Origin of the sequence: Kandleria sp. (assembly GCF_017934775.1) — a bacterium.
Taxonomy (GTDB): Bacteria; Bacillota_I; Bacilli_A; order Erysipelotrichales; family Coprobacillaceae; genus Kandleria; species Kandleria vitulina.
On the sequence record NZ_JAGBIX010000001.1, the window covers coordinates 17,713 to 39,242 of the forward strand.

The following is a 21,530-nucleotide window of genomic DNA, read 5'->3' on the forward strand; positions in this document are numbered from 1 at the left end:
TCTCTTTTTTTATGTTATAATGAGTTCAAGGGGGAAATTTAGATGTTAAAAATAAGACCACATCATTTGATGTGTATGCAGATGTATACCGGTCATGGATATGATTGTAAGTTTGTATTGCATATGAATGAAGTCATAAGTAAATTAGATAAAATTATTATTCAAGAAGGCTGTGATGAAATCTGTACACATTGCCCTCATAAGAAAGGACAATGTGTTAGTTATGAGAAAGTTAAACGATTAGATGAAAGTGTCTTATCGTGCTGTGATTTACATTATGGTGAACATGTGAGATGGAATGAGGTCGCAAAGAAGGTCAGAGAGACTATTTTTGAGACCCCAATGTTTGGAAAGATATGTGGGGACTGTGACTGGTATGAGTTATGTCGTAAAACATATAATGAGTTACGATAATCATAAAATTGTCAAATAACAGTCATATATGTCACATGTAAGTAAAATAATTGGAACTTCAAAAGACATAAGGTTGATAAATATATTTATAGGTATTATAGTTTCTAGTAAACGTTTTTAAATTGTATCGTAAATAAATTGATATTTACCTTACAGTTGTGTTTAGGAAGGAAATGGGAAATTATAATGAAGAAAAAATATTTTTTAAGTATGATGCTAAGCTTTCTTGTAGCTTTAGGATTCATTACACCTATCTCTGCTTCTTCAAAAGAAGTAAAGACAGATATCACTCAGTTTCGTATTCTTAATTGGACAAAGAAAGAAGCGAGTGCGGTTTATGAAACTAACATCTTTTATTTAAGTATGGATTGGGATGCAAGTGCTCATGGTGCTGATCTTCATGAAGGCGATTATTTTGATATCACATTACCTGATCAAATGATCTTTCCAACTGATTCATCACATACTGATTTTCATCTCTATGCGAATGATGGCAAGACAATTATTGGTAATGCACATGTGACTCCATACACAAGTGGTGGTGGAAAAGTCAGAGTGACTTTTACTGATTATGTGAATGATAGATATAATGTAAAAGGTAATATTTATTTAGCTGCTCATTTTGATACTAAAGAAATTAAGGTAGGCGAAGAAAATACTTTTGAAATTACTGTTAATGGGAAGGTTTCTTCTAAGACAATAAAGATTACTGGTCCTACTGAATTAAAGAATGAAGTATTATGTAAATGGGGTTCTAAAGATAAGGATCCTACAAGGGCAAATTGGTCAATGCGTATTAATCATTCTAAACGTACATTAGATGATGCTACATTAACAGATACACTTGGTGATTCAGGAGAAACATATATTAAAGATAGCTTCAAATTATATGAAGTAGAGTTTAATGCAAAAGGTGGAATTGTTTCTAGAAAGACAGTAAGTACTGAAAATAAGCTCTCTTTCTCTGAGGATTGTTCATCATTTACTTTACATCTAGGAAAAATGGAAGGTACATCTTATTATTTAACTTATAAATCTACATATACACCTTCTACTTTGTTACAAAATAAAGCGACATTAAAATCAGAAAAGGGTATCTGGGTTCATAAAGCAGGATATCGTTCTTCTGATGCTGGTGGTAATGGTGATGGAGATCTTACTAATAAGATCAAGATTATCAAAGTAGATGCAAATAATGGAGAAACAAGATTAAAGGATGCTACATTTGTCATTAAAAATGTAAAGACAGGAAAAACATATGAGCTTACTACTGATGAAGATGGCGAAGCAATCTCTCAAAAATTAGTAAGTGGTGAGTATACTATCGAAGAAACAAAAGCACCAACTGGTTATATCAAGAATGATAAAGTTCTTACTGTTAACCTAAATGATGGTTCTGCAGTTATCAAGACAATCACCAATGAAGCGATTAAGACTTCAGTTAAAGTCACTAAGAAGTGGAATGGTGAAAAGAAAGATAGTGTTACAGTAAATCTTCTCGCTGATGGAGAAAAAGTAAAGTCTGTTACACTTAATGAAGAAAACAAGTGGACTTATACTTTTGATGATATTCCAGAATATAAAGATGGAAAGAAGATTGAGTATACTGTAGAAGAAGAACCAGTAGAAGGATATACGACAGAAATATCTGGTAATCAAGAAGAAGGCTATGTCATTACTAACACTGAGAATTTTGAAAATGGTAATGAAAATGGTCCTAATGCTGAAACAGGTAACAATACTGTAGAAGTCACAACTGCTAATGAAACAAATAAAAAAGCTAAACATGGTAAAGTGAGTCAATCAGTAGTAGAAACTGGAGATCATACTGAGATTTTATTTATTGAAATGTTATTTATTGTATCTGCTGGGGTGCTATTATTTATTTATCGCAAGACTAAAAACTAATATGAAAAAAGTCATTAGAAGGTCATTCTAATGGCTTTTTTTCATTCTATAAAAATATATTTTGTAATTGTCATATCTCCGTGAACAACGGGTCTTATGGATTAAAAATTAAGAAATTCTTAATATTTTACCTTGATATAGATAATCTAAGTCTTTATATTGTTAGTAACGTGATTAAAAAAGAGCTGAATAATTCGGTGCTTTTTTGTGAAAAATAATCATGTATCTTAGAAAAGGGGATTTAGTAATGAGAGTGAAATATTTGGTAAGTATGATCTTGAGTTTTTTAGTGACCCTAGGATTGATTGCACCTGTTTATGCAGCGCCTAAACAGGTTGATACGAACGTAACGAAGTTTAGCTTTTTAAATAAGGATAAGGTAGAAGCTAATAAAATTTATCATTCTGATGATTTTTATCTTGATATCGATTGGGATGCAAGTTCTTCCGGTACAAATCTTCAAGAAGGAGATTATTTTGATATCACATTACCAGATAAGATGATCTTCCCATCTGATTCTCCATATACTGATTTTAAATTATATGCGGATGATGGAAAGACAGTAATGGCCAATGCTCATGTAGATCCAAAAGAAAGTGGTGGAGGAAAAGTTAGAATAACTTTTACTGATTATGTTAACGATAAATATGATGTAAAAGGAAATATCTTCCTTACTGCTCGTTTTGTAAGAGAAGAAGTGAATACCAATGAAGATAATTCTTTCTCTATCACTGTTAATGGAGAAGTCACTACTCATAATATTACTGTGGTAGGCCCAACTGATATCACTGATGAAACTTTAGCTAAATGGGGATATAAAGATGATGATCCACAAGTAGCTAATTGGGAAATGCGTATCAATCATAGTAAATATGATTTAGATAATACAGTAATTACTGATAATCTCGGTGATTCAGGAGAAACATATATTGAAGGAAGCATTACTCTTGATGAAGTGACATATGATTCAAAGGGTGGTGTATTAAGTAGAGAAAAGGTAGATATTACTGATAAATTAACATTAAGTGAAGATAAAACTTCATTCACATTAAATATGGGAGATATTACTGGTAAACAGTATTCTATTCGATATAAAACTACATATACACCTGGTACTACTTTAACTAATAGTGCAGTATTAAAATCGGGGGATGTAGTAAAAGATTATAAAGCAACATATCGTTCTACTTCAACAGGAGGAACAGGTAGTGGTAGTCTTGCTAATAAGATAAAGATTATTAAAGTTGATGCAGAAAACAAAGAGACAAAGCTTGAAGGAGCTGAGTTTACTTTAAAGAATGAAGAAACAGGTAAAACTTACACATTAACAACAGATAAAGATGGAGAAGTGACATCTGATAAATTAGTAAGTGGCAAGTATACTATTGAAGAAACAAAAGCACCAACTGGTTATATCAAGAATGGTGAAAAGGTAACTGTAGAAGTCAAAGATGGTGAAGCCGTTGTGAAAACAATTACCAATGAACCACTTAAGACTAATATTAAAGTAGTTAAGAAGTGGATTGGTGAAAAGAAAGATTCTGTTACAGTTAAGCTTTTAGCCAATGGTGAAGTGAAAGATGAAATCACACTTAATAATGAAAATGAGTGGACACATCTATTTGAAAATCTACGAGAATATAAGAATGGCAAGAAGATTTCTTATTCAGTAGAAGAAGTAGAAGTAGAAGGTTATTCTACAAAGATTACTGGTAATGAAAAAGATGGCTTTGAAATTACTAATACTAAAAAACAGGTCACTGGTATTGAAGAAGAAAATCCAATTACAGTCACTGAGAATGAAACACCTTCTATTGTAAATGAAATTGAAAAAACTAAAGTAAGCAAGAATGTTGTTGAGACAGGAGATCAGACAAGAGTATTGATGATTCTTATCTTGTTTATTGTATCCGCAGGTCTACTTGTATTTGTATTACGTAAGATTAAAAAATAAGTAAAAGACATTGCTGGGCAATGTCTTTTTGGTTGGGAGGACGAACATGTATCCAAATATTGAGAAAGAACTATCTTTAATTAAATCTAAATCAAATATCTTTGTGTACTTATTTGCATTGTTGGGATTATATATCATGGTACAGAGTGTTATCTATATTGTAGGAGATAACGCATATAGAATAGGTGAACTGATTATTTCATTTTTATTGGGGCTAACCATCTTTATTATTGGTGTTCTTATGGTTAGGGGATACCGCAATAGTAAAAGATTAAATCCTTATACATGGAATGTGTTGAGTGAAGAAGAAAGAAGAGCAGTCGATCAGGAGCTAACACACGGTGAACGTATAGAAAGCTGTGTACTTCTAGATGAATATATTGTCTTTCAAAGTAGTGAAGGATTAACTATTCTACGCTATAAGGATATTGCCTGGGTCTTTGATTATAGAAGATATCGACGTAGAAGCTTAGGCTTTATGCGTACAATCTACTTTGTGGATGAAGTGATGATCTTTGATGGAGGAGGTTATGAACATACTGCTCTTTCATTAGAAAACGGTGATGTCAAACATATGATGATTCGCCTTCTTGATCGTATGTCCTATTTAAATCTTTATCCACTTATTGGCTATGACGATAAGCTTTATAGTGAGGTAAAGAAAAATGTCAATGTGTTAAGAGATGCCTATTGGAACAATCAGAAAAACCGATAAAGAAAGATGAAATTCATGATGTAATGTATTAGAATAAGGAATATGGAAAAGAAATATTATACAACCGGACAGTTTGCCAAGATGGCCAATGTTTCAAACCGTACAATTCGCTATTACGATAAGCAAGGTTTATTGAAGCCACATCATATCAGTGAGAAAGGATATCGTTATTATTCCGATGATGATTTCGTCAAGCTCCAGCAGATTCTTTCTTTAAAGAATCTTGGCTTTTCTCTTGAAGAAATCTTCTCAATGACACTGCGTAGTGATGTCTCTTCATTAAAAGAATCATTTTCTCTTCAGAAGAAAATGATTTATAAGAAGATCCAGCATTATGAAGCGATTCTTTCTTCGATAGAAGAAGTAGATGAGTATCTTAATGAACATGATCATTTAGAATGGAATAAGCTTGTTCATTTGATTTCTTTATCACAGGCAGGAGACGATATTGTGGAACAATATCGTAATGCCTCTAATGTGGAAATAAGAATTCGTCTACATGAAAAGTATTCTACAAGTAAAGTCTCATGGTTTACTTGGCTCTTTGATCAGTATGATATAATGCATCATAAAAATATTCTAGAATTAGGATGTGGCAATGGACAATTGTGGATTGAAAACAAGGATAAGATTCCTTTGACTTCTAATATCCTTTTAACTGATGTTTCAAAGGGAATGCTAGAAGATGCAAGAAGCAACCTTTTTACTATTGGCAATATTGATTATAAGAAGATGAACTGTGAACATCTTCTACTAGAAGATGAAAGCGTGGATCTGATTATTGCGAACCATATGCTTTTCTATGTTGAAGATGTAAATCAGGCATTAAAGGAAATCAAGAGAGTATTAAGCAAAGGTGGCCTTTTTGTCTGTTCAACATATGGTTCACATCATATGAAGGAGATTACGGATTTAGTAAAGTCTTTTAATCAGAAGATCAACTTATCAAAGAATAAACTATATGAAAAGTTTGGATTAGAAAATGGGAAAGAGATTCTTTCACAATACTTTGATGATGTAGAAATGCATAGACATGAAGATTCACTAGAAGTCACTGACAGTGATGATCTCACTAACTATATTCTTTCCTGTCATGGTAATCAGCTGGAATATATTTCTAAAGATTATGAATCATTCTTAAGAATGATTCATAATAAGATGAAACAGACAGGTAAAATGCATATTACAAAAGAAGCAGGATGCTTCATTTGTAGGAAGTCATTTGACTAAAAAGGGTTGATTTGGTATTATCTATATGTTTTTGAGTACTATAAAGGCGTTACATGGGAAGGTATATCGTTCTTTATGATCAAGTTAGAAGGAAGGAATAGCGGTACATGGATAATCTAGAAAAAACGTCAGAACAAAAAGAAGTTAAACAGGGGCATCCTAAATTAAAAGTTTTAGGTTATGTTCTTCTTGTATTTTTTGCATTCCTAAGTGTTCTTATTGGGTTAAGTGTTAGATGGTGTTTTAGTACTTGGCAGAGATTAACAATGGAAGAACTTGTCTACACTTTAACAGCACCAATTACAGGTACAGGACAAGGAATGATTGGTGAGTACTTATTAAAATGTTTAGCACCTGCAATTGTGGCAGGGCTATTGACAATTGTGTTCTTATATATTGCTAAACGTATTAAGAAAATCAAGCCAGCCATTATCATTATTGTGGTAGCTTGCCTATTTGTAGGTGGCTACAAGGGAGTCTATAATTTCTGGACGACATTAAATGTCGGAGATTATCTTTATAACATGACTCATCCATCTACATTTATTAAAGATAATTATGTAGATCCAAGTAAAGTGGACTTACAGTTCCCACAGAAGAAAAGAAATCTTATTTATGTTTACCTTGAATCAATGGAACAGACATATACTGATCCATCAGTAGGAGGAACACATAAACAGAATCTTATTCCTGAATTAACTAAGATTGCTCAACAGAATGAATCTTTCTCTAATTCTAAAACAAAGATCAATGGTTCACATTCTGTTTCAGGTACAACTTTTACAATGGGTGGAATCTTTGCGGCAACTTCTGGCTTGCCTTTAAAGACTAATATCAAGAATAATGAAATGAGTGACCAGACATCATTCTTTGATGGAGTTACTACATTAGGTGATATTCTTAAAGATCAAGGATATAACCAAACATTCATGATTGGTTCAGATGCATCATTTGGTGGAAGAGATAAATACTTTATTTCACATGGTAATTATCAGATTGATGACTACAACTGGGCTAAGAGAGAAAAGCTTATCGATCAGGATTATAAGGTATTCTGGGGTTATGAAGATGAAAAGCTATTCTCTTTTGCAAAAAGACAGTTATCTTCATTAAGTAAAGATGATAAGCCATTCAACTTTACAATGCTTACAGTAGATACACATTTCATTGATGGATATAAATGTCATTTATGTGAAGACAAGTTCCCATCACAGTATGAGAATGTTATGGCATGTTCAAGCAGACAGGTTTCAGCCTTTATTAAATGGTGTCAGTCTCAAAGCTGGTATAAAGATACTACTATCGTATTATCAGGAGACCATCCTACAATGAACGGTGGTATCAATGGTAATACAGAATGGAAAGATCGTAAGGTCTATACAGCCTATATTAATGCGGATGCTAAAAGAGAAACAACAAACAATCGTAATTATGCTACTTTAGATAACTTCCCAACGACATTAGCTGCTATGGGAGTTAAGATTTCTGGCAATAAGTTAGGACTTGGAGTTAACCTTTTCTCTAAAGAGAAAACGTTACTTGAAAAGTATTCATTAGATCATGTCGATGAAGAAATTAAGAAGAAATCAGCATTTATGGATAAACTTCAGGATGTAAGAGCCAAGAGTGCGCGTCAGCTATTAAAAGAAGGACAGATACCACTTGTCACAATTAAAGCTGATCCGTATAAGCGTAATAGTGAAACAATTAATACATACGTTACTAAGATCAAGAATCCTAAGAATCTTCATATTACTGAAGTTCTAGTCAATGCCAGCTACCGTCAAGATGGAGCTTATGGTATGAATAACGTAATGGAGAAACAAAGTGATGGTACTTATAAGTCTACAGTTAATGTTTCTTCAATCTTAAATAAGTTCACAAACAAAGTTTATGTCACTGTGTATGTAACAACACAGGAAAATGGTAAATATAAATCTGCAGAGATTGAAGTACCAATCAAATAGTTAAAACGTCTGAGCTAAAGCTCAGGCGTTTTTCTTTATGAACATAAATTACGTTTATTTATTTTATTAAATCTTAAGTTTATGGTTTAATGATATATTTAAACGTATATTACGTTTAAATATATTGAAAAAGATTACTATTAGTGTTATTGTATTATTGAAGAGGTGGATAAAATGAAGATAATTAGGGTTAGTGTAGAGGGCATAAATCTATTTAAAAATAAAGTGGATATAGATTTTTACGCAGAAAAAAGAGTATTAAGTGATAATGCAGAGATGGTTTCAAATTTATTTGGTAAATTCTATACAAATAATGTGTTATCAGTTGTGGGAATTAATGCATCTGGTAAGACAAGTTTATTAAAGCTTCTTTCTTTTGTTTTTCATTATTTAAATGGCAAGTCAATTAATGATATTGAAGAAAGAGAAGTTTTTACAGATTCAAAAGAAGTATTAATTGAAGCAGTTTTTTATAGTAAAGAAAAAGGTATTTGTAAACTTTCTTCAAAAATTGTGAGAAAAAGAGTCAATATGATTGAAGAGAAGTATGAGGTGGAAGAAGAGAAACTTTATATTAAGAATATAAATAAAGTTAAAAGTAAGAAAGATCTAATTACTTTTAATGAAGGTGATTTAATAAAAATAAGAGATGAAGATAATGAATATCTTCAAGACGATGTAAGTATTGTAAGTTCAATTAGTAAGAATGATAATTTACATGTTAGATCTTTATTAAGACTTACTAATATTAATTTCTTAGTTACTTTTGGTGATTTCCCACAGGAATTACTAAAGTTTTTAGATCCATCAATTGAATATCTATCTTTTAATAAAGAAACAGAAGAGTTGGAACTTAAATTCTATAATCGTAAACCAATTAAATTAGTTAATCCATTACTATTAGAGAAATACTTATCTTCAGGAACAATTAAGGGTATTAATGTGTTTATTAATGCGATGATTGCTTTTAAAGAAGGTGGATACTTGATTATTGATGAAATAGAAAATCATTTTAATACAGAGATTGTAGCTGTCTTATTAAGATTCTTTATGAATCAATCTGTTAATAAAAAAGGAGCAACATTAGTATTCTCTACACATTACTCAGAATTATTAGATGAGATTGATAGAAATGATAATATCTATATAGCTCGTAATCATGGTGGAATTACCCTACAGAAGTTATGTGAAGCTTTAAAACGTAATGATATTAAGAAAAGTGATGCTTTTAAAAGTGATTTTCTTAATGGTACTGCTCCTTCATATGATTCTTATATGGGTTTAATGAAAGTAATTAAAAATCATATGTAAGAAGGTGGTTTATTGTGGATTCTGATTTTTATGCATGTATTTGTGAGGGTGCAGCAGAAGAAGAGATTATGAATATTCTTTTAGATGCAAATAAATTAAAATTTTCGAGAGAACAATTACTTGAAGAAAAAATAATAAGATGTAGAATGGCGCGTAACTTTCAAAAACGTTATCTTGGAAAAGGTTTTAAGAAGAGTCTCACTATTTTACGTATTTTAGATTCTCCTAATGAGAAATTTAAATTAGATAAAGCTTATAAAGATAAAGTGAATGTTATAGATGTTATTACTTCACCGGAAATAGAGATGTTAATAATAATAAATGAAGATAAATATACAGATTTTCAGAAGTATAAAAGTAAATTAAAGCCAAGTGAATACTGCATAGAAAAATTGGGATTACAAAATGTAAAAAATAAAAAGTTTATTAGAGAGTATTTTAGTGATGTTGAATTACTTGTAAAAGCGATTAAAAAACATAAAAGTCTGCATAAACAAATTAAAGATAAAAAATGTTTAGCAGATCTTCTTAATGAATAAATAACAATGTAATATTTAAAACGTCTGAGCTATGTGTACCGACCTCCCAATCGTTAGATTTTGGCTCAATTTCAAGAGAATACTACAAAGGAATTGATGCCTATATTTAAAGCACATAATAAAGATTTCACACTTACTTTATATAATTCGAATTATTTTAAAATGAATAAGAAAGAAATAGAAAAGAAGTTTGGTGAAAGCTCTGAAAAGTTCGGTGATAGAGTACTGAACGATACGCAAATTGAAATATTAAGATTAATAAAAGGTGATGAAAAAATATCTGCAGCTACTATTGCAAAGAGAATGAATATAACTAAGCGTGCGGTTGAAAAGAGTATTAAAGATCTTAAAGTTAAGGGAATTCTTATTAAGTTTGGATCAGCACGGGGGATCGTGGAAAGTAAAGGAATAATTATATATAAAGGATGGATCAATTTTCATCCTTTTTTACTAATAGTATAATAAATGTGTTTATTGTATACTAATTGGTGATGGGAAGGAGCCAATTATGAAAAAGCAATTAGAAAAACTAAGAGAAGTTCTTAGTCATTGTTCATATAAAATGATAATGGGACTATTTATAGTCTTTACGTTTTCAATGTCATTTATGACACTTGTATTCAAGACAACAGTAAAAGGAAGAAACGAGCATGCGATTTTATCGCTTCAACCTTTATATATCCTAGTAGGAGTTGTTTTTGTATTCTTAGTGTTATATGTACTAAGAAATGTATTAGAGAAGATTTCTATTAAGCATATGAGTATTATCTTATCATTAATCTATCTGATATTAGGTTCAATACTCATTTTCACTATTGATGCACCAGTAAGAGCTGATGCTGGAGCTGTTTTTAAGGCAATGAATGAGTTTAGCGTAGGGAATTATAGTGCACTTCAACACGGAAAGTATTTGAGCTATTATCCACATCAGCTCGGACTTGTTCTTTATGAAAGTCTGTTAGGAATCATCAGTAAGAATCCCACTTTCTTTTATTACATCAATCTTATTCAAGTTATTCTTACTAATATCTTCTTAGCTAAAAGCGTGGAACTCTATACGGAAAAGAACAGCCTTCAGGCAAAATATGCTTTATTATTAGGATTCATGTTCCTGCCACAGCTGTTCTTTATCCGTTTCCTATATGGAGAAATACCTGGTCAGTTCTTCTTGGTATTAGCTTTATATTTAATTAGTCTCTATATAAAAAAGACTAAATGGGCTTATGCCCTAGCCGGTGCTCTCGCACTCTCGGTGGGCATTCTTCTTAGAAGCAATTATTTAATTGCCCTTATTGCCTGCGTACTTTCTTTATTGATTTTGTCTCTTCGAGAAAAAAACTTCCGTCATCTTATCGCTATCGCGATGATTGTCATTGCTTACGTGATAGGAGGAAAAGGAGTCAATGCTTATTATAGACATGTCTCAGGTATCAATTATGGCAAGGGTATTCCAAAAATTATGTGGATCACGATGGGAATGCAGAATGGTAGTAGAGCAGAAGGCTGGTATAATTCTTACTCTTTAAAAACATATCTTTCATTAAATCAAGATGAAGAAAAATCAAAAGAAGCTGCTAAAAAAGATATGAAAATAAGATTAGAAAAATTCAAGAACGATCCAGCTTATGCACTGAACTTCTATGGAAATAAAATCGCAACGACATGGACAGATCCAACATTTATGTCATTATGGAGTGGTGCTCATGGTGGAATGAAAAATACTTATCATAGCAGTTTTATTAAATCACTCTATCAAGATAAAGTGACAAGAAACTATCGTATTCTAGAATTTATTATGTCAAGCTTTAACATCTTTATCGCTTTGATGGCATTTATTTATTCTATTATCATGATTAAAAAGAAAGACATCTCATTTATGGCACTATTTGCGATGCTATTTATGATCGGTGGTTTCTTCTTCCACATCTTGTGGGAAACAAAAGCACAGTATGTTGCAACATATTATTACTTCTTTATTCTATTTGCATATCCACTCACATTATCAAAAAGTAAATAATTTGAAATTCACAACAGTATATTATATAATCAAAAAGGAATGTTTCATTTAAAATATTCCTTTTTGATTATAGGAGAAAAAGATGCAAAAAAGAAAAATGATCAGCTATGCTGGAAAAATATTGGATTTTGTCTTAATGTTAGCGGTAGGATGGGTTAGTGGAATAATAATTGGAAAAAATATGACAAGCATATCATCATCTTTACCGTTTGAGAGATTAATTATTGAACTGATCTTCTTAGCTGTATTTGGCATAATTGGTTTTATTTTACATATTATCATTCATGAAGCAGGACATATGGTCTTTGGTTTACTGACAGGATATTCATTTGTCTCATTTCGTATCTTCAGTTTCATGTGGGTCAACGATAATGGACACATTCGTTTTACAAGATATAAAGTAAACTTTGCGCCAGGTCAGTGCATCATGTTGCCACCGTCATTAGATGAAAACAATCAGATACCATATCTTCTTTATAATTTCGGAGGCGTTATTTTCAACATTCTCGCAAGTATCATTTCATTATTGATTCTTTTAGTTGTTGGACTTAACTCAATATTTGGACTTATATGTTTTATCTTTTTGATTATGGGTATACTTCTTGCCTTTTCTAATGGCTGGCCTATGATCACTAATTCCATTAATAACGATGGCATGAATGCCTTTGATATTATGCATTATCCAGAAGCAGCACGTGCCTTTTGGATAACGCTTCATATTAGTAATCGCCAGCAACAAGGTGAAAGACTAAAAGAGATGCCATCTTCTTGGTTCACTCTTCCTTCAGAAGAATCAATGAAAAATGGATTGGTGTCTTCTATCGCTGTCTATAAATGTAATAGATTTGTAGATGAACGTCGCTTTGAAGAAGCAGCGCAATTGATCGATCATCTTCTTTCCATTGATACAGGCATTGTTTCAATTCATCGCAGTATTCTTATTGCAGAAAGAACATATATAGAACTTATTACAAGCAATAGAGAAGAACTGATTGAGAATCAGTTCATTAATGAAGTTTTTAAGATTATGAAATATCTTAAAAATGAACCATCTATTATCCGTGTTCTATATGCCTATAATGTACTAAGAAGAAAGAATAAAAATAAAGCAGAACAATTAAAAAAGAAATTTGAAAAGGTTGTTTCCTCTTATCCTTATCCACAAGAAGCAGCAGCTGAAAGAGAGCTTATGCAGCTTGTAGATAAGATTGCTTCACAGAAATCTTAAAGGGTATAGTCCATTCTTGATGGACTATACCCTTTTTTTTATGTCCTCATTTTGGTAGAATGGAAATAATTTAGGAGGTAACGTATGGAAGAAACAAAGGAAAAGCAACATTCTCTATTAAAGATTATAGGGTATATAGCAGTTGTTTTAATTACGTTTATCAGTTTATTAATATTCTTTAGTGTAAGATGGTGCTTAAAGACATGGCAACATCTTTCGGTAGATGAACTCATTTATACAATGACAGCTCCTATTAAAGGAACTGGAAATGGCATGATTAATGAATATATGCTTAAAGCATTATTGCCATCCATCATATTGACGCTATTAACAATTGTATTCTTATATATTGCTAAGCGCATCAGGAAAGTAAAGCCTGCCATCTGTTTAGTATTAGCAGCCTGTGTCGCATTAGGAGGATATAAGGGTGTCTATAAGTTCTATAAGACATTAGAAATTGGTGATTATATTTATAATCAGCTTCATCCATCTTCATTTATTGAAGATAACTACGCTGACCCACATAAAACAGAAGTCAGCTTTACTAAGAAAAGAAATTTGATCTACATCTTCTTGGAATCAATGGAAATGACATATACCGATGAAAAAAGCGGTGGTGCTTTTAAGCAGAATATCATTCCTGAATTGACAAAGGTGGCACAGGAAAATGAAGACTTCTCAGGAAATGAAAGTAAGTTAAATGGTGGTGTATCATTGACAGGTGCTACTTGGACGATGGGAGCGATGTTTGGACAGTCTTCAGGTTTGCCATTAAGACCAACAGCTGGTACTTCTTCATTGGATACTCAGACTTCATTCTTCCCAAGTATTAGAAGCTTAGGGGATATTCTTAAAGATGAAGGATACAATCAATCATTATTGATTGGTTCAGATGCGACATTTGGTGGAAGAAGACTTTATTATAAAGATCATGGCAACTATAACATTGAAGATTATTCTTATGCCAAGCAGCAGGGCTGGATTCCACAGGACTATAATGTGTTCTGGGGATATGAAGATCACAAGCTGTTCAATTTTGCAAGAAGCGAAATTACCAAGATGAGCAAGAAGAGTCAGCCTTTCAATATGACAATGTTAACAGTAGATACTCATTTTGAAGATGGCTACAAATGCAAATACTGCGATAACCAGTTTGGTGATCAGTATGCGGATGCGATGCATTGTTCATCAAGACATGTCGCTGCATTTGTAAAATGGGCACAAAAACAATCTTGGTATAAAGATACAACTATCGTTATTTCAGGTGATCATCCAACGATGGCTAGTCATTTCTGTGATGATGTCCCTTCTTCATATCAAAGAAAAGTCTATTCAGTCTATATTAATGCGGCAGTTAAGCCAAAGCAGAATAGCTATCGTCTATATTCTACCTTTGATCATTTCCCAACGACATTAGCGGCGATGGGAGCTACAATCAAAGGGGATAGATTAGCTTTAGGTACAAATCTTTTCTCAGATAAGAAGACCTTGCTTGAAAAATACGGTATCAACTATGTACAAAAAGAACTTAAGCGAAGATCGTCGCTGCTTCAGAAACTTGAAAAAGTAGAAGTCACGGCACAGACACAAAAGCGAAATGCTAATGTGCCGTATGCTTCTTTCTCAGTTACTAATGATGATAAGAAGCTTTATGCTTATGTGTCTACAATAGAAAATATCGCATTAAATGATATTGATCATCTAGAAATGGAAATTTCTAGTGATGAAAAGGGATCAAATAAGTCATCAATCAAGATGACACATAAAGAAAAAAGAAGATATGATGCATCCATTGATTATACAAGTCTAAAAGGTAAGACAAAAACTGTTTATGTAAAAGTTTACGTTGTATCTAAGAACAATAAGAAGTATGATAGTGGTACGCAAAAAATCAATATTTAAGGAGAAGAATTATGTATACAATTAATGATCTTTATGATTTAGAACATACTTTAGCGAAAGATTATTTATCTCAGTTTACTTATCCATGGGAAGCGTTAGCTGGGATCAAGGATTTTATTTATAAATTAGGTGAAACATTAGATAAGGAAGAATACACAGAAGTAAAACCACATGTATGGGTACATAAGAGTGCTACAGTGTTTGATTCAGCTTATCTTGGAGAACCATGTATTATTGGTCCTCGCAGTGAAGTAAGACAGTGTGCCTTTGTACGTGGTTCAGCGCTTGTAGGTGCTGATTGTGTAGTAGGGAACTCTACTGAATTAAAGAATGTCATTTTATTTGATCATGTACAGACACCTCATTATAACTATGTAGGAGATTCTATCTTAGGATATTATTCTCATACAGGCGCTGGTGCCATCACTTCTAATGTGAAATCTGATAAGAAATTGATCGTTGTTAAAAATGGTGAAGAAGCTATTGAAACAGGATTAAAGAAGATGGGGGCAATGCTTGGTGATTATGTAGAAGTTGGCTGCAATTCAGTATTGAATCCAGGAACAGTTATTGGAAGACATTCTAATATCTATCCTACTTCCTGTGTAAGAGGCGTTGTGCCTGAAAATTCTATTCATAAAAATGATGGAACAGTCATCGAAAAAAGATAGGGATCATTATGGAAACAAGATTATGTATGGTTATTCCTTGTTATAATGAAGAAGAAGTTCTTCCTACAACATCAAAGATGTTTTTGGATGAACTTCATCTTCTTGTAAAAAAAGGAAAAATTAGTGATGAGAGTCGTATCATGTTTGTCAATGATGGAAGCAAGGATACCACTTGGGAAATTATTAAATCTCTTTCAAAAGAAGATGAACATTTCATTGGCATTACACAAAGTAGAAACAGAGGACATCAGAATGCGGTGTTAGCAGGTTTAATGGAAGCCAAGGATATGTTTGATATTACGATTTCAATTGATTGTGATGGACAGGATGATATTACAGCCATGGAAGGTATGGTAGATGCCTACCATGATGGCTGTGAAGTTGTTTATGGTGTAAGAAGTTCAAGAGATACTGATACATTCTTTAAAAGAACAACAGCTCAGGGCTTCTATAAGTTCTTGAATATGATGGGGGCAGAAGTTGTCTATAATCATGCGGATTATCGTTTGATCTCAGCTCGTGTTCTAGAAGAATTTGCGAACTTCAAGGAAGTTAATCTCTTCTTAAGAGGAATGATTCCTCTTGTAGGATTCAAAAGTACATCTGTCTACTATGAAAGACATGAACGTATTGCCGGTGAATCACATTACCCATTGTCTAAGATGCTTTCTTTGGCTTTTGATGGCATCACAAGCTTGAGTGTTAAGCCAATCCGCATTATTACATGGTTTGGTCTTCTCGTCTCTCTATTGAGCTTTATTGGCGTTATTTGGGCAGTGATTTCTAATCTTACTGGTCATACTGTTACAGGATGGAGCAGTACACTTGCTATTATGTGTTTCTTAGGTGGTGTACAGCTTGTGTCATTGGGTGTTATTGGTGAATACATTGGTAAGATCTATATGGAAGTAAAACATCGTCCACGTTATATTATTAGTGAAAGAACTTGGAATAAAGAAAAGTGATGTGAATAGCATCGCTTTTTTCTTGTCATTAATATTATTTTGTACTATAGTATAGTTAGTGTTAGCTAACCAAAGAAATGTTCATGCATTTCTTTTCTTTAAAACCATTAGTTAGTGTCAACTAACTAATGCAAAAGGGGATGAACTTGTGAAGAAACAAAATGATTTAGGTATTTTACTTGACTATGCAGGAAAGTATAAGATTTTAACCTTTATTGGTCTTATTCTTTCTGCCATAGCAATGATTTTAGGAATGTTTCCTTATATCTGTGTTTGGCTAGTAGCTAAGAATCTTATAGATGTGGCTCCGTTCTATTCAAAAGCCAAAGATGTAGCAGTATATGGATGGTGGGCTTTCTTGTTTGCATTTGGTGGAATTATTGCGTATTTCTTAGCATTGATGTGTACGCATCTGGCAGCGTTTCGTACTGCTTCGAATATACGTAAGCGTGGACTAGAGCACCTGCTTAAGGCACCGATTGGCTTTTTTGATAGCCATGCGTCAGGATTGCTTAGAAACCGTCTTGATAGTGCGGCATCTGAAACGGAAACGCTGCTTGCTCATAACTTAGCGGATATTGTGGGAACATTGGCAATGTTTATTGTGATGATTATTTTAATGTTTGTATTTGATTGGCGAATGGGTGCAGCCTGTCTTTTATCGGCAGTGATTTCTATTGTGGCGTTATCTTCTATGATGTCTGGCAAGAATGCAAAAGTTTTAAAAGAGTATCAGGTTGTCCAGGATTATATCAGCAAGGCTGGTACTGAATATGTTCGCGGTATTCCGGTAGTAAAAGTATTTCAGCAGACAGTGTATTCTTTTAAGACTTTTAAGAAAGCTATCAAAGAATACAGTCAGAAGGCTGAATACTTTCAGGGGGATGTCTGTCGTAAGCCTCAATCCATCAATTTGACATTTTGTGAAGGAGCTTTTGTTTTTCTTGTTCCGGTTGCATTATTTCTTGCGCCTTCAGCTTTAGCTAATGGACACTATGCACACTTTGTGACAAACTTTGCGTTCTATGCAGTATTTTCAGCGATTATTTCTACAGCGTTGGCAAGAATCATGTTTGCGGCCAATGGTATGATGATTGCAAGTTCAGCTCTTTCACGACTTGATACCATCATGAATGCACCAGTATTAAAAGTAGCTGACAACCCTAAGATCCCTACCAGCAACAAGATTGAATTCAAGGATGTCTCGTTTACATATGAGGGAGCGGTAGCTCCAGCTTTGACTCATCTGTCCTTTACGGCAGAGCCGGGACAGACAGTCGCCCTCGTAGGGCCTTCTGGTAGCGGCAAGACGACAGCAGCGAATTTGATTCCGCGATTTTTTGATGTGGATGATGGTCGTGTTGAGATTGGTGGGATTGATGTGAGAGAGATGGATCCTCATGTCCTGATGAATAGAATAGCGTTTGTTTTTCAAGATAGTCATCTTTTCAAGGGAACAATCAGAGATAATCTTAAGATTGCATCTGAAAAGGTGACTGATGAGGATATTCATCATGCTATTGCATTAGCAAGATGCGAAGATATCATCGAAAAGCTTCCTAAAGGTCTGGATACTGTGATTGGTGAGGGCACTTATCTGTCCGGTGGCGAGCAGCAGCGAATCGCAATTGCACGTGCGATCTTGAAGAATGCGCCAATCGTTGTATTGGATGAAGCAACAGCCTTTGCGGATCCAGAAAATGAAGCGTTGATTCATCAGGGTTTAAAGGCTCTTGCTAAAGATCGCACTGTCATTATGATTGCTCATCGTCTTTCTACTGTTGTAGGAGCTAATAAAATCATTGTTCTTGAAGAAGGACAAGTCAAAGAAGAAGGAACACACGAGCAGCTTGTCGCTAATGGTGGACTCTATTCACAGATGTGGAATGATTATCATCAATCTGTACAGTGGAAAATTTCAAAGGAGAAGGTGGCAGGATAAATGTTTGGGGAAAAGTTTAAACGTAAATACGCATTATCAGATGCAGGTGTCGAAAATATTAAAAAAGGTACATTATGGACTGTAGTTGTAAACTTTGTGGTCATGGGATCAATGGGTATTCTTTATTTCTTGATGGAGGGATACATGAAAACATACATCAGCCATTCTCCATTGCCAAGCGCACTTCCTTTTATCATATTGGTTATTGCCTACCTTGTTTTATCTTACCTTATTCATCTTAAACAATATAAGGCAACTTATGGACTTGTTTACAGGGAAGTCGAAAATACGCGATTGAGTTTGGCTGAAAGATTAAGAAAACTGCCACTTGGCTATTTTGGAAAACGTGATCTTGCGGACCTTACTGAGACATTAATGGGAGATGTCAATCGTATGGAACATGTCTGGTCACATGTCATTGGCTATTTATATGGGACATATATTTCTACCACTGTTATTGCGATTATGATGTTTGTTTATGATTGGCGAATGATGATTGCCTGTCTGTGGGGCGTACCAGTAGCTTTCGCCTTGCTTTTTGGCAGTCGTAAGTTTGCCAAACGCAAATCGGAACGTACAAAAAAAGCCGCGCTGGAAGTATCGGATGGATTGCAGGAAACATTTCAGAATATTAGAGAGATTCACGCTTTCAATAGAGGGGAAGCAACACTAAAAGAACTGTATAGAAAAATTGATCAAAGTGAAGCAACCATGATCAAAGGTGAATTTACTACTGGTGTATTTGTCAATGCAGCAAGTGTTATCATGCGTTTAGGTGTAGCCACTACAATTCTTGTAGGCGCTAAATTGATTCTTTCTGGAGAAATCAGTTTCATGTTGCTATTTATGTTTTTATTGGCAATCACAAGAGTCTATGCACCTTTTGATCAAAGCTTAGCACTTATTGCAGAAGTCTTCTTATCAGAAGTATCAGCAGCTCGTATCAATGAAATCTATGATACACCGATCGCTAAAGGCAAGAAGGAATTCACACCTGATGGACATGATATCGGCTTTTATCAGGTCAGCTTTTCCTATGATGAAGCCGAAGTCCTTCATAATGTAAGCTTCGTCGCAAAGCAAGGCGAAGTCACTGCCTTGGTTGGACCTTCCGGCAGCGGCAAGAGCACTTGTGCGCGCCTGGCTGCACGTCTATGGGATGTGGACAAAGGTGTTATTACCGTAGGTGGTGTTGATATCTCCACTATTGATCCAGAAGTGCTGTTGAGTCATTTCTCCATGGTTTTTCAGGATGTCATGTTGTTTGATGACACCATCATGGAAAATATCCGTTTAGGAAAGCATGATGCAACAGATGCTGAAGTGTTAGCTGCAGCGCATGCTGCTAACTGTGATGAATTTGTAGGCAAGCTACCTGAAGGCTATCAGACATCCATCGGAGAAAACGGTGCAAAACTTTCAGGAGGAGAACGTCAACGTATTTCTATTGCCCGTGCATTACTTAAGAATGCACCAATTGTCTTATTAGATGAAGCCACTGCATCCTTGGATGTAGAAAATGAAACGAAAGTACAGAGTGCTTTATCACGCTTGCTTAAAAATAAGACGGTCTTGGTTATTGCTCATCGTATGCGTACAGTAGAAGCAGCTGATAAGATTGTCGTTCTATCTGATGGTGAAGTTAAAGAACAGGGAACACCTGCTGAATTAATGAGCAGAGATGGAATCTTTAAGAAGATGAGCAAGCTTCAAAAAGAAAGTCTGAACTGGAAAATAAATGAAAATAAGGCATAGCTCATTTAAGCTATGCCTTATTCATCTCTTGTAAGTAAGTTAACTGCTTTAGGTAAACAGTTGATTTCAAGAGGGAAGGAACTTCCTTCTTCACCATCTACATCATAGAGAATATCCTTATCGCATTCGATACGAAGATGTTTTGCCTGCACATATTTGATATTTGGATTATTGAGATGTGCATTGAATGCTAAATCCTTCATTAAAGCGATAAGTTCTGCAACATTTGATTTCTTGATAATAAGTAAGTCAAGCTTGCCATCCTGTACACTTGCTTTAGGAGTAATACCCTTAAAGCCACCAACTGACTGAGAGTTGGCTACTAAGAATAATGAAGCTTCTTCTTCAAACTCATGTTCATCAGCAGTGACTTTCAATTTAAGATTTAAAGAAAGCTGCTGAGGCAACTGAGATAAGCCTGTAATATAGTAAGCTAATGGACCCCATGTGTTCTTATCCTTGCTTGTGACCTGGAAAGCAATATCACTGAACATGCCTCCGGCAACTACGTTGGCGAAGACTTGTCCCTGGACTTCTCCAACATCAATCTTTTCTGTATGGAAATGATTGATCATTTCTACGAAATCACTAACTTTAACAGGAAGGTTAAGATAGTTCGCGAAATCATTGACAGTACCTGCTGGAATCAAGGCAATAGGAATATCACTGCCAGATTTGATCAGTCCACCTAGACATTCATTGACAGTTCCATCTCCACCTACTGATACAATGAAATCATAGTCGCCTTTTTTAAGTGACTTGCATTTCTTATAGGCATCATCTTTACCTTTAGTAAAGAATGTATCAATAGTATTGACATCTGTTTTCATTATTAAAGTTCCTACAAAAGTATTAAGCTTTCTATGGAAAGCTTGTGTTCCTGAAACAGGGTTAATGACAAATAAACACTTCATTTCACGACCTCCAATTACATAGTTTAAGTTTACTAGATTTTTTTTGAAATACAAGTCTATACAAAACAAAAAAAACACATTATGAAAAAGCTTACACA

Annotated in this window: 17 protein-coding genes; 16 read left to right on the forward strand and 1 reads right to left on the reverse strand. The window is 33.8% G+C overall.

Going from position 1 to position 21,530, the window contains the following annotated elements; translation table 11 throughout:
• The first annotated feature begins 42 nt into the window (after positions 1–42).
• The 16 genes from J6L95_RS00110 to J6L95_RS00185 all read left to right on the forward strand — a co-directional run bounded on the left by J6L95_RS00110 (position 43) and on the right by J6L95_RS00185 (position 20,518).
• Positions 43–414: a DUF1284 domain-containing protein gene (locus J6L95_RS00110; RefSeq protein WP_287457626.1), complete on the forward strand. Its 372-nt coding sequence runs from the start codon at positions 43–45 to the stop codon at positions 412–414.
• A 186-nt stretch (positions 415–600) separates the two neighbouring features.
• Positions 601–2,322, forward strand: coding sequence for an Ig-like domain-containing protein (locus J6L95_RS00115; RefSeq protein WP_287457627.1), 1,722 nt, complete (start codon positions 601–603; stop codon positions 2,320–2,322).
• 247 nt (positions 2,323–2,569) lie between these two features.
• Complete coding sequence (locus J6L95_RS00120) at positions 2,570–4,276, forward strand: Ig-like domain-containing protein (protein WP_287457628.1); 1,707 nt, start codon at positions 2,570–2,572, stop codon at positions 4,274–4,276.
• Positions 4,277–4,322: 46 nt separating this feature from the next.
• Complete coding sequence (locus tag J6L95_RS00125; protein ID WP_287457630.1) at positions 4,323–4,991, forward strand: DUF6709 family protein; 669 nt, start codon at positions 4,323–4,325, stop codon at positions 4,989–4,991.
• A gap of 42 nt (positions 4,992–5,033) precedes the next feature.
• Positions 5,034–6,221, forward strand: a complete 1,188-nt coding sequence (locus J6L95_RS00130; RefSeq protein ID WP_287457631.1) for a MerR family transcriptional regulator — start codon at positions 5,034–5,036, stop codon at positions 6,219–6,221.
• Positions 6,222–6,328: 107 nt separating this feature from the next.
• Positions 6,329–8,188 carry an LTA synthase family protein gene (locus J6L95_RS00135; RefSeq protein WP_287457633.1) on the forward strand — a complete coding sequence of 620 codons (1,860 nt, stop codon included), beginning with the start codon at positions 6,329–6,331 and terminating at the stop codon, positions 8,186–8,188.
• Between the two features lie 174 nt (positions 8,189–8,362).
• The gene (locus J6L95_RS00140; RefSeq protein ID WP_287457634.1) at positions 8,363–9,499 is read left to right on the forward strand and encodes an AAA family ATPase; all 1,137 of its coding nucleotides are present in this window, start codon (positions 8,363–8,365) and stop codon (positions 9,497–9,499) included.
• A 14-nt stretch (positions 9,500–9,513) separates the two neighbouring features.
• Entirely contained in the window at positions 9,514–10,038 is a 525-nt protein-coding gene (locus tag J6L95_RS00145; protein ID WP_287457635.1) for a hypothetical protein, read from the forward strand.
• A 162-nt stretch (positions 10,039–10,200) separates the two neighbouring features.
• A complete protein-coding gene (locus J6L95_RS00150; protein ID WP_287457636.1) occupies positions 10,201–10,500 on the forward strand; it encodes a MarR family transcriptional regulator in 300 nt (99 codons plus the stop codon).
• Between the two features lie 46 nt (positions 10,501–10,546).
• Positions 10,547–12,055: a hypothetical protein gene (locus J6L95_RS00155; protein ID WP_287457637.1), complete on the forward strand. Its 1,509-nt coding sequence runs from the start codon at positions 10,547–10,549 to the stop codon at positions 12,053–12,055.
• Positions 12,056–12,137: 82 nt separating this feature from the next.
• Positions 12,138–13,283, forward strand: coding sequence for a site-2 protease family protein (locus J6L95_RS00160; protein ID WP_287457638.1), 1,146 nt, complete (start codon positions 12,138–12,140; stop codon positions 13,281–13,283).
• Between the two features lie 84 nt (positions 13,284–13,367).
• Entirely contained in the window at positions 13,368–15,185 is a 1,818-nt protein-coding gene (locus J6L95_RS00165) for an LTA synthase family protein (RefSeq protein WP_287457639.1), read from the forward strand.
• An 11-nt stretch (positions 15,186–15,196) separates the two neighbouring features.
• On the forward strand, positions 15,197–15,856 hold the full coding sequence (locus tag J6L95_RS00170) for an LbetaH domain-containing protein (RefSeq protein WP_029071252.1): 660 nt from the start codon (positions 15,197–15,199) through the stop codon (positions 15,854–15,856).
• An 8-nt stretch (positions 15,857–15,864) separates the two neighbouring features.
• Positions 15,865–16,821 carry a glycosyltransferase family 2 protein gene (locus tag J6L95_RS00175; RefSeq protein WP_029071253.1) on the forward strand — a complete coding sequence of 319 codons (957 nt, stop codon included), beginning with the start codon at positions 15,865–15,867 and terminating at the stop codon, positions 16,819–16,821.
• A 148-nt stretch (positions 16,822–16,969) separates the two neighbouring features.
• On the forward strand, positions 16,970–18,763 hold the full coding sequence (locus J6L95_RS00180; RefSeq protein ID WP_287457641.1) for an ABC transporter ATP-binding protein: 1,794 nt from the start codon (positions 16,970–16,972) through the stop codon (positions 18,761–18,763).
• Positions 18,764–20,518: an ABC transporter ATP-binding protein gene (locus tag J6L95_RS00185; RefSeq protein WP_287457642.1), complete on the forward strand. Its 1,755-nt coding sequence runs from the start codon at positions 18,764–18,766 to the stop codon at positions 20,516–20,518.
• Between the two features lie 17 nt (positions 20,519–20,535).
• On the opposite strand, the gene J6L95_RS00190 is transcribed toward J6L95_RS00185, so the two are convergent.
• On the reverse strand, positions 20,536–21,432 hold the full coding sequence (locus tag J6L95_RS00190; protein ID WP_287457644.1) for a diacylglycerol/lipid kinase family protein: 897 nt from the start codon (positions 21,430–21,432) through the stop codon (positions 20,536–20,538).
• Positions 21,433–21,530: the final 98 nt, after the last annotated feature.

What these genes read in the sequence shown, in the direction of transcription:
- J6L95_RS00190 (WP_287457644.1), bottom strand. Translation starts at nt 21,432, where the DNA reads ATGAAGTGTTTATTTGTCATTAACCCTGTTTCAGGAACACAAGCTTTC.
- J6L95_RS00175 (WP_029071253.1), top strand. Translation starts at nt 15,865, where the DNA reads ATGGAAACAAGATTATGTATGGTTATTCCTTGTTATAATGAAGAAGAA.
- J6L95_RS00150 (WP_287457636.1), top strand. Translation starts at nt 10,201, where the DNA reads ATGAATAAGAAAGAAATAGAAAAGAAGTTTGGTGAAAGCTCTGAAAAG.
- J6L95_RS00170 (WP_029071252.1), top strand. Translation starts at nt 15,197, where the DNA reads ATGTATACAATTAATGATCTTTATGATTTAGAACATACTTTAGCGAAA.
- J6L95_RS00165 (WP_287457639.1), top strand. Translation starts at nt 13,368, where the DNA reads ATGGAAGAAACAAAGGAAAAGCAACATTCTCTATTAAAGATTATAGGG.
- J6L95_RS00130 (WP_287457631.1), top strand. Translation starts at nt 5,034, where the DNA reads ATGGAAAAGAAATATTATACAACCGGACAGTTTGCCAAGATGGCCAAT.
- J6L95_RS00155 (WP_287457637.1), top strand. Translation starts at nt 10,547, where the DNA reads ATGAAAAAGCAATTAGAAAAACTAAGAGAAGTTCTTAGTCATTGTTCA.
- J6L95_RS00135 (WP_287457633.1), top strand. Translation starts at nt 6,329, where the DNA reads ATGGATAATCTAGAAAAAACGTCAGAACAAAAAGAAGTTAAACAGGGG.
- J6L95_RS00160 (WP_287457638.1), top strand. Translation starts at nt 12,138, where the DNA reads ATGCAAAAAAGAAAAATGATCAGCTATGCTGGAAAAATATTGGATTTT.
- J6L95_RS00140 (WP_287457634.1), top strand. Translation starts at nt 8,363, where the DNA reads ATGAAGATAATTAGGGTTAGTGTAGAGGGCATAAATCTATTTAAAAAT.
- J6L95_RS00120 (WP_287457628.1), top strand. Translation starts at nt 2,570, where the DNA reads ATGAGAGTGAAATATTTGGTAAGTATGATCTTGAGTTTTTTAGTGACC.
- J6L95_RS00115 (WP_287457627.1), top strand. Translation starts at nt 601, where the DNA reads ATGAAGAAAAAATATTTTTTAAGTATGATGCTAAGCTTTCTTGTAGCT.
- J6L95_RS00185 (WP_287457642.1), top strand. Translation starts at nt 18,764, where the DNA reads ATGTTTGGGGAAAAGTTTAAACGTAAATACGCATTATCAGATGCAGGT.
- J6L95_RS00125 (WP_287457630.1), top strand. Translation starts at nt 4,323, where the DNA reads ATGTATCCAAATATTGAGAAAGAACTATCTTTAATTAAATCTAAATCA.
- J6L95_RS00110 (WP_287457626.1), top strand. Translation starts at nt 43, where the DNA reads ATGTTAAAAATAAGACCACATCATTTGATGTGTATGCAGATGTATACC.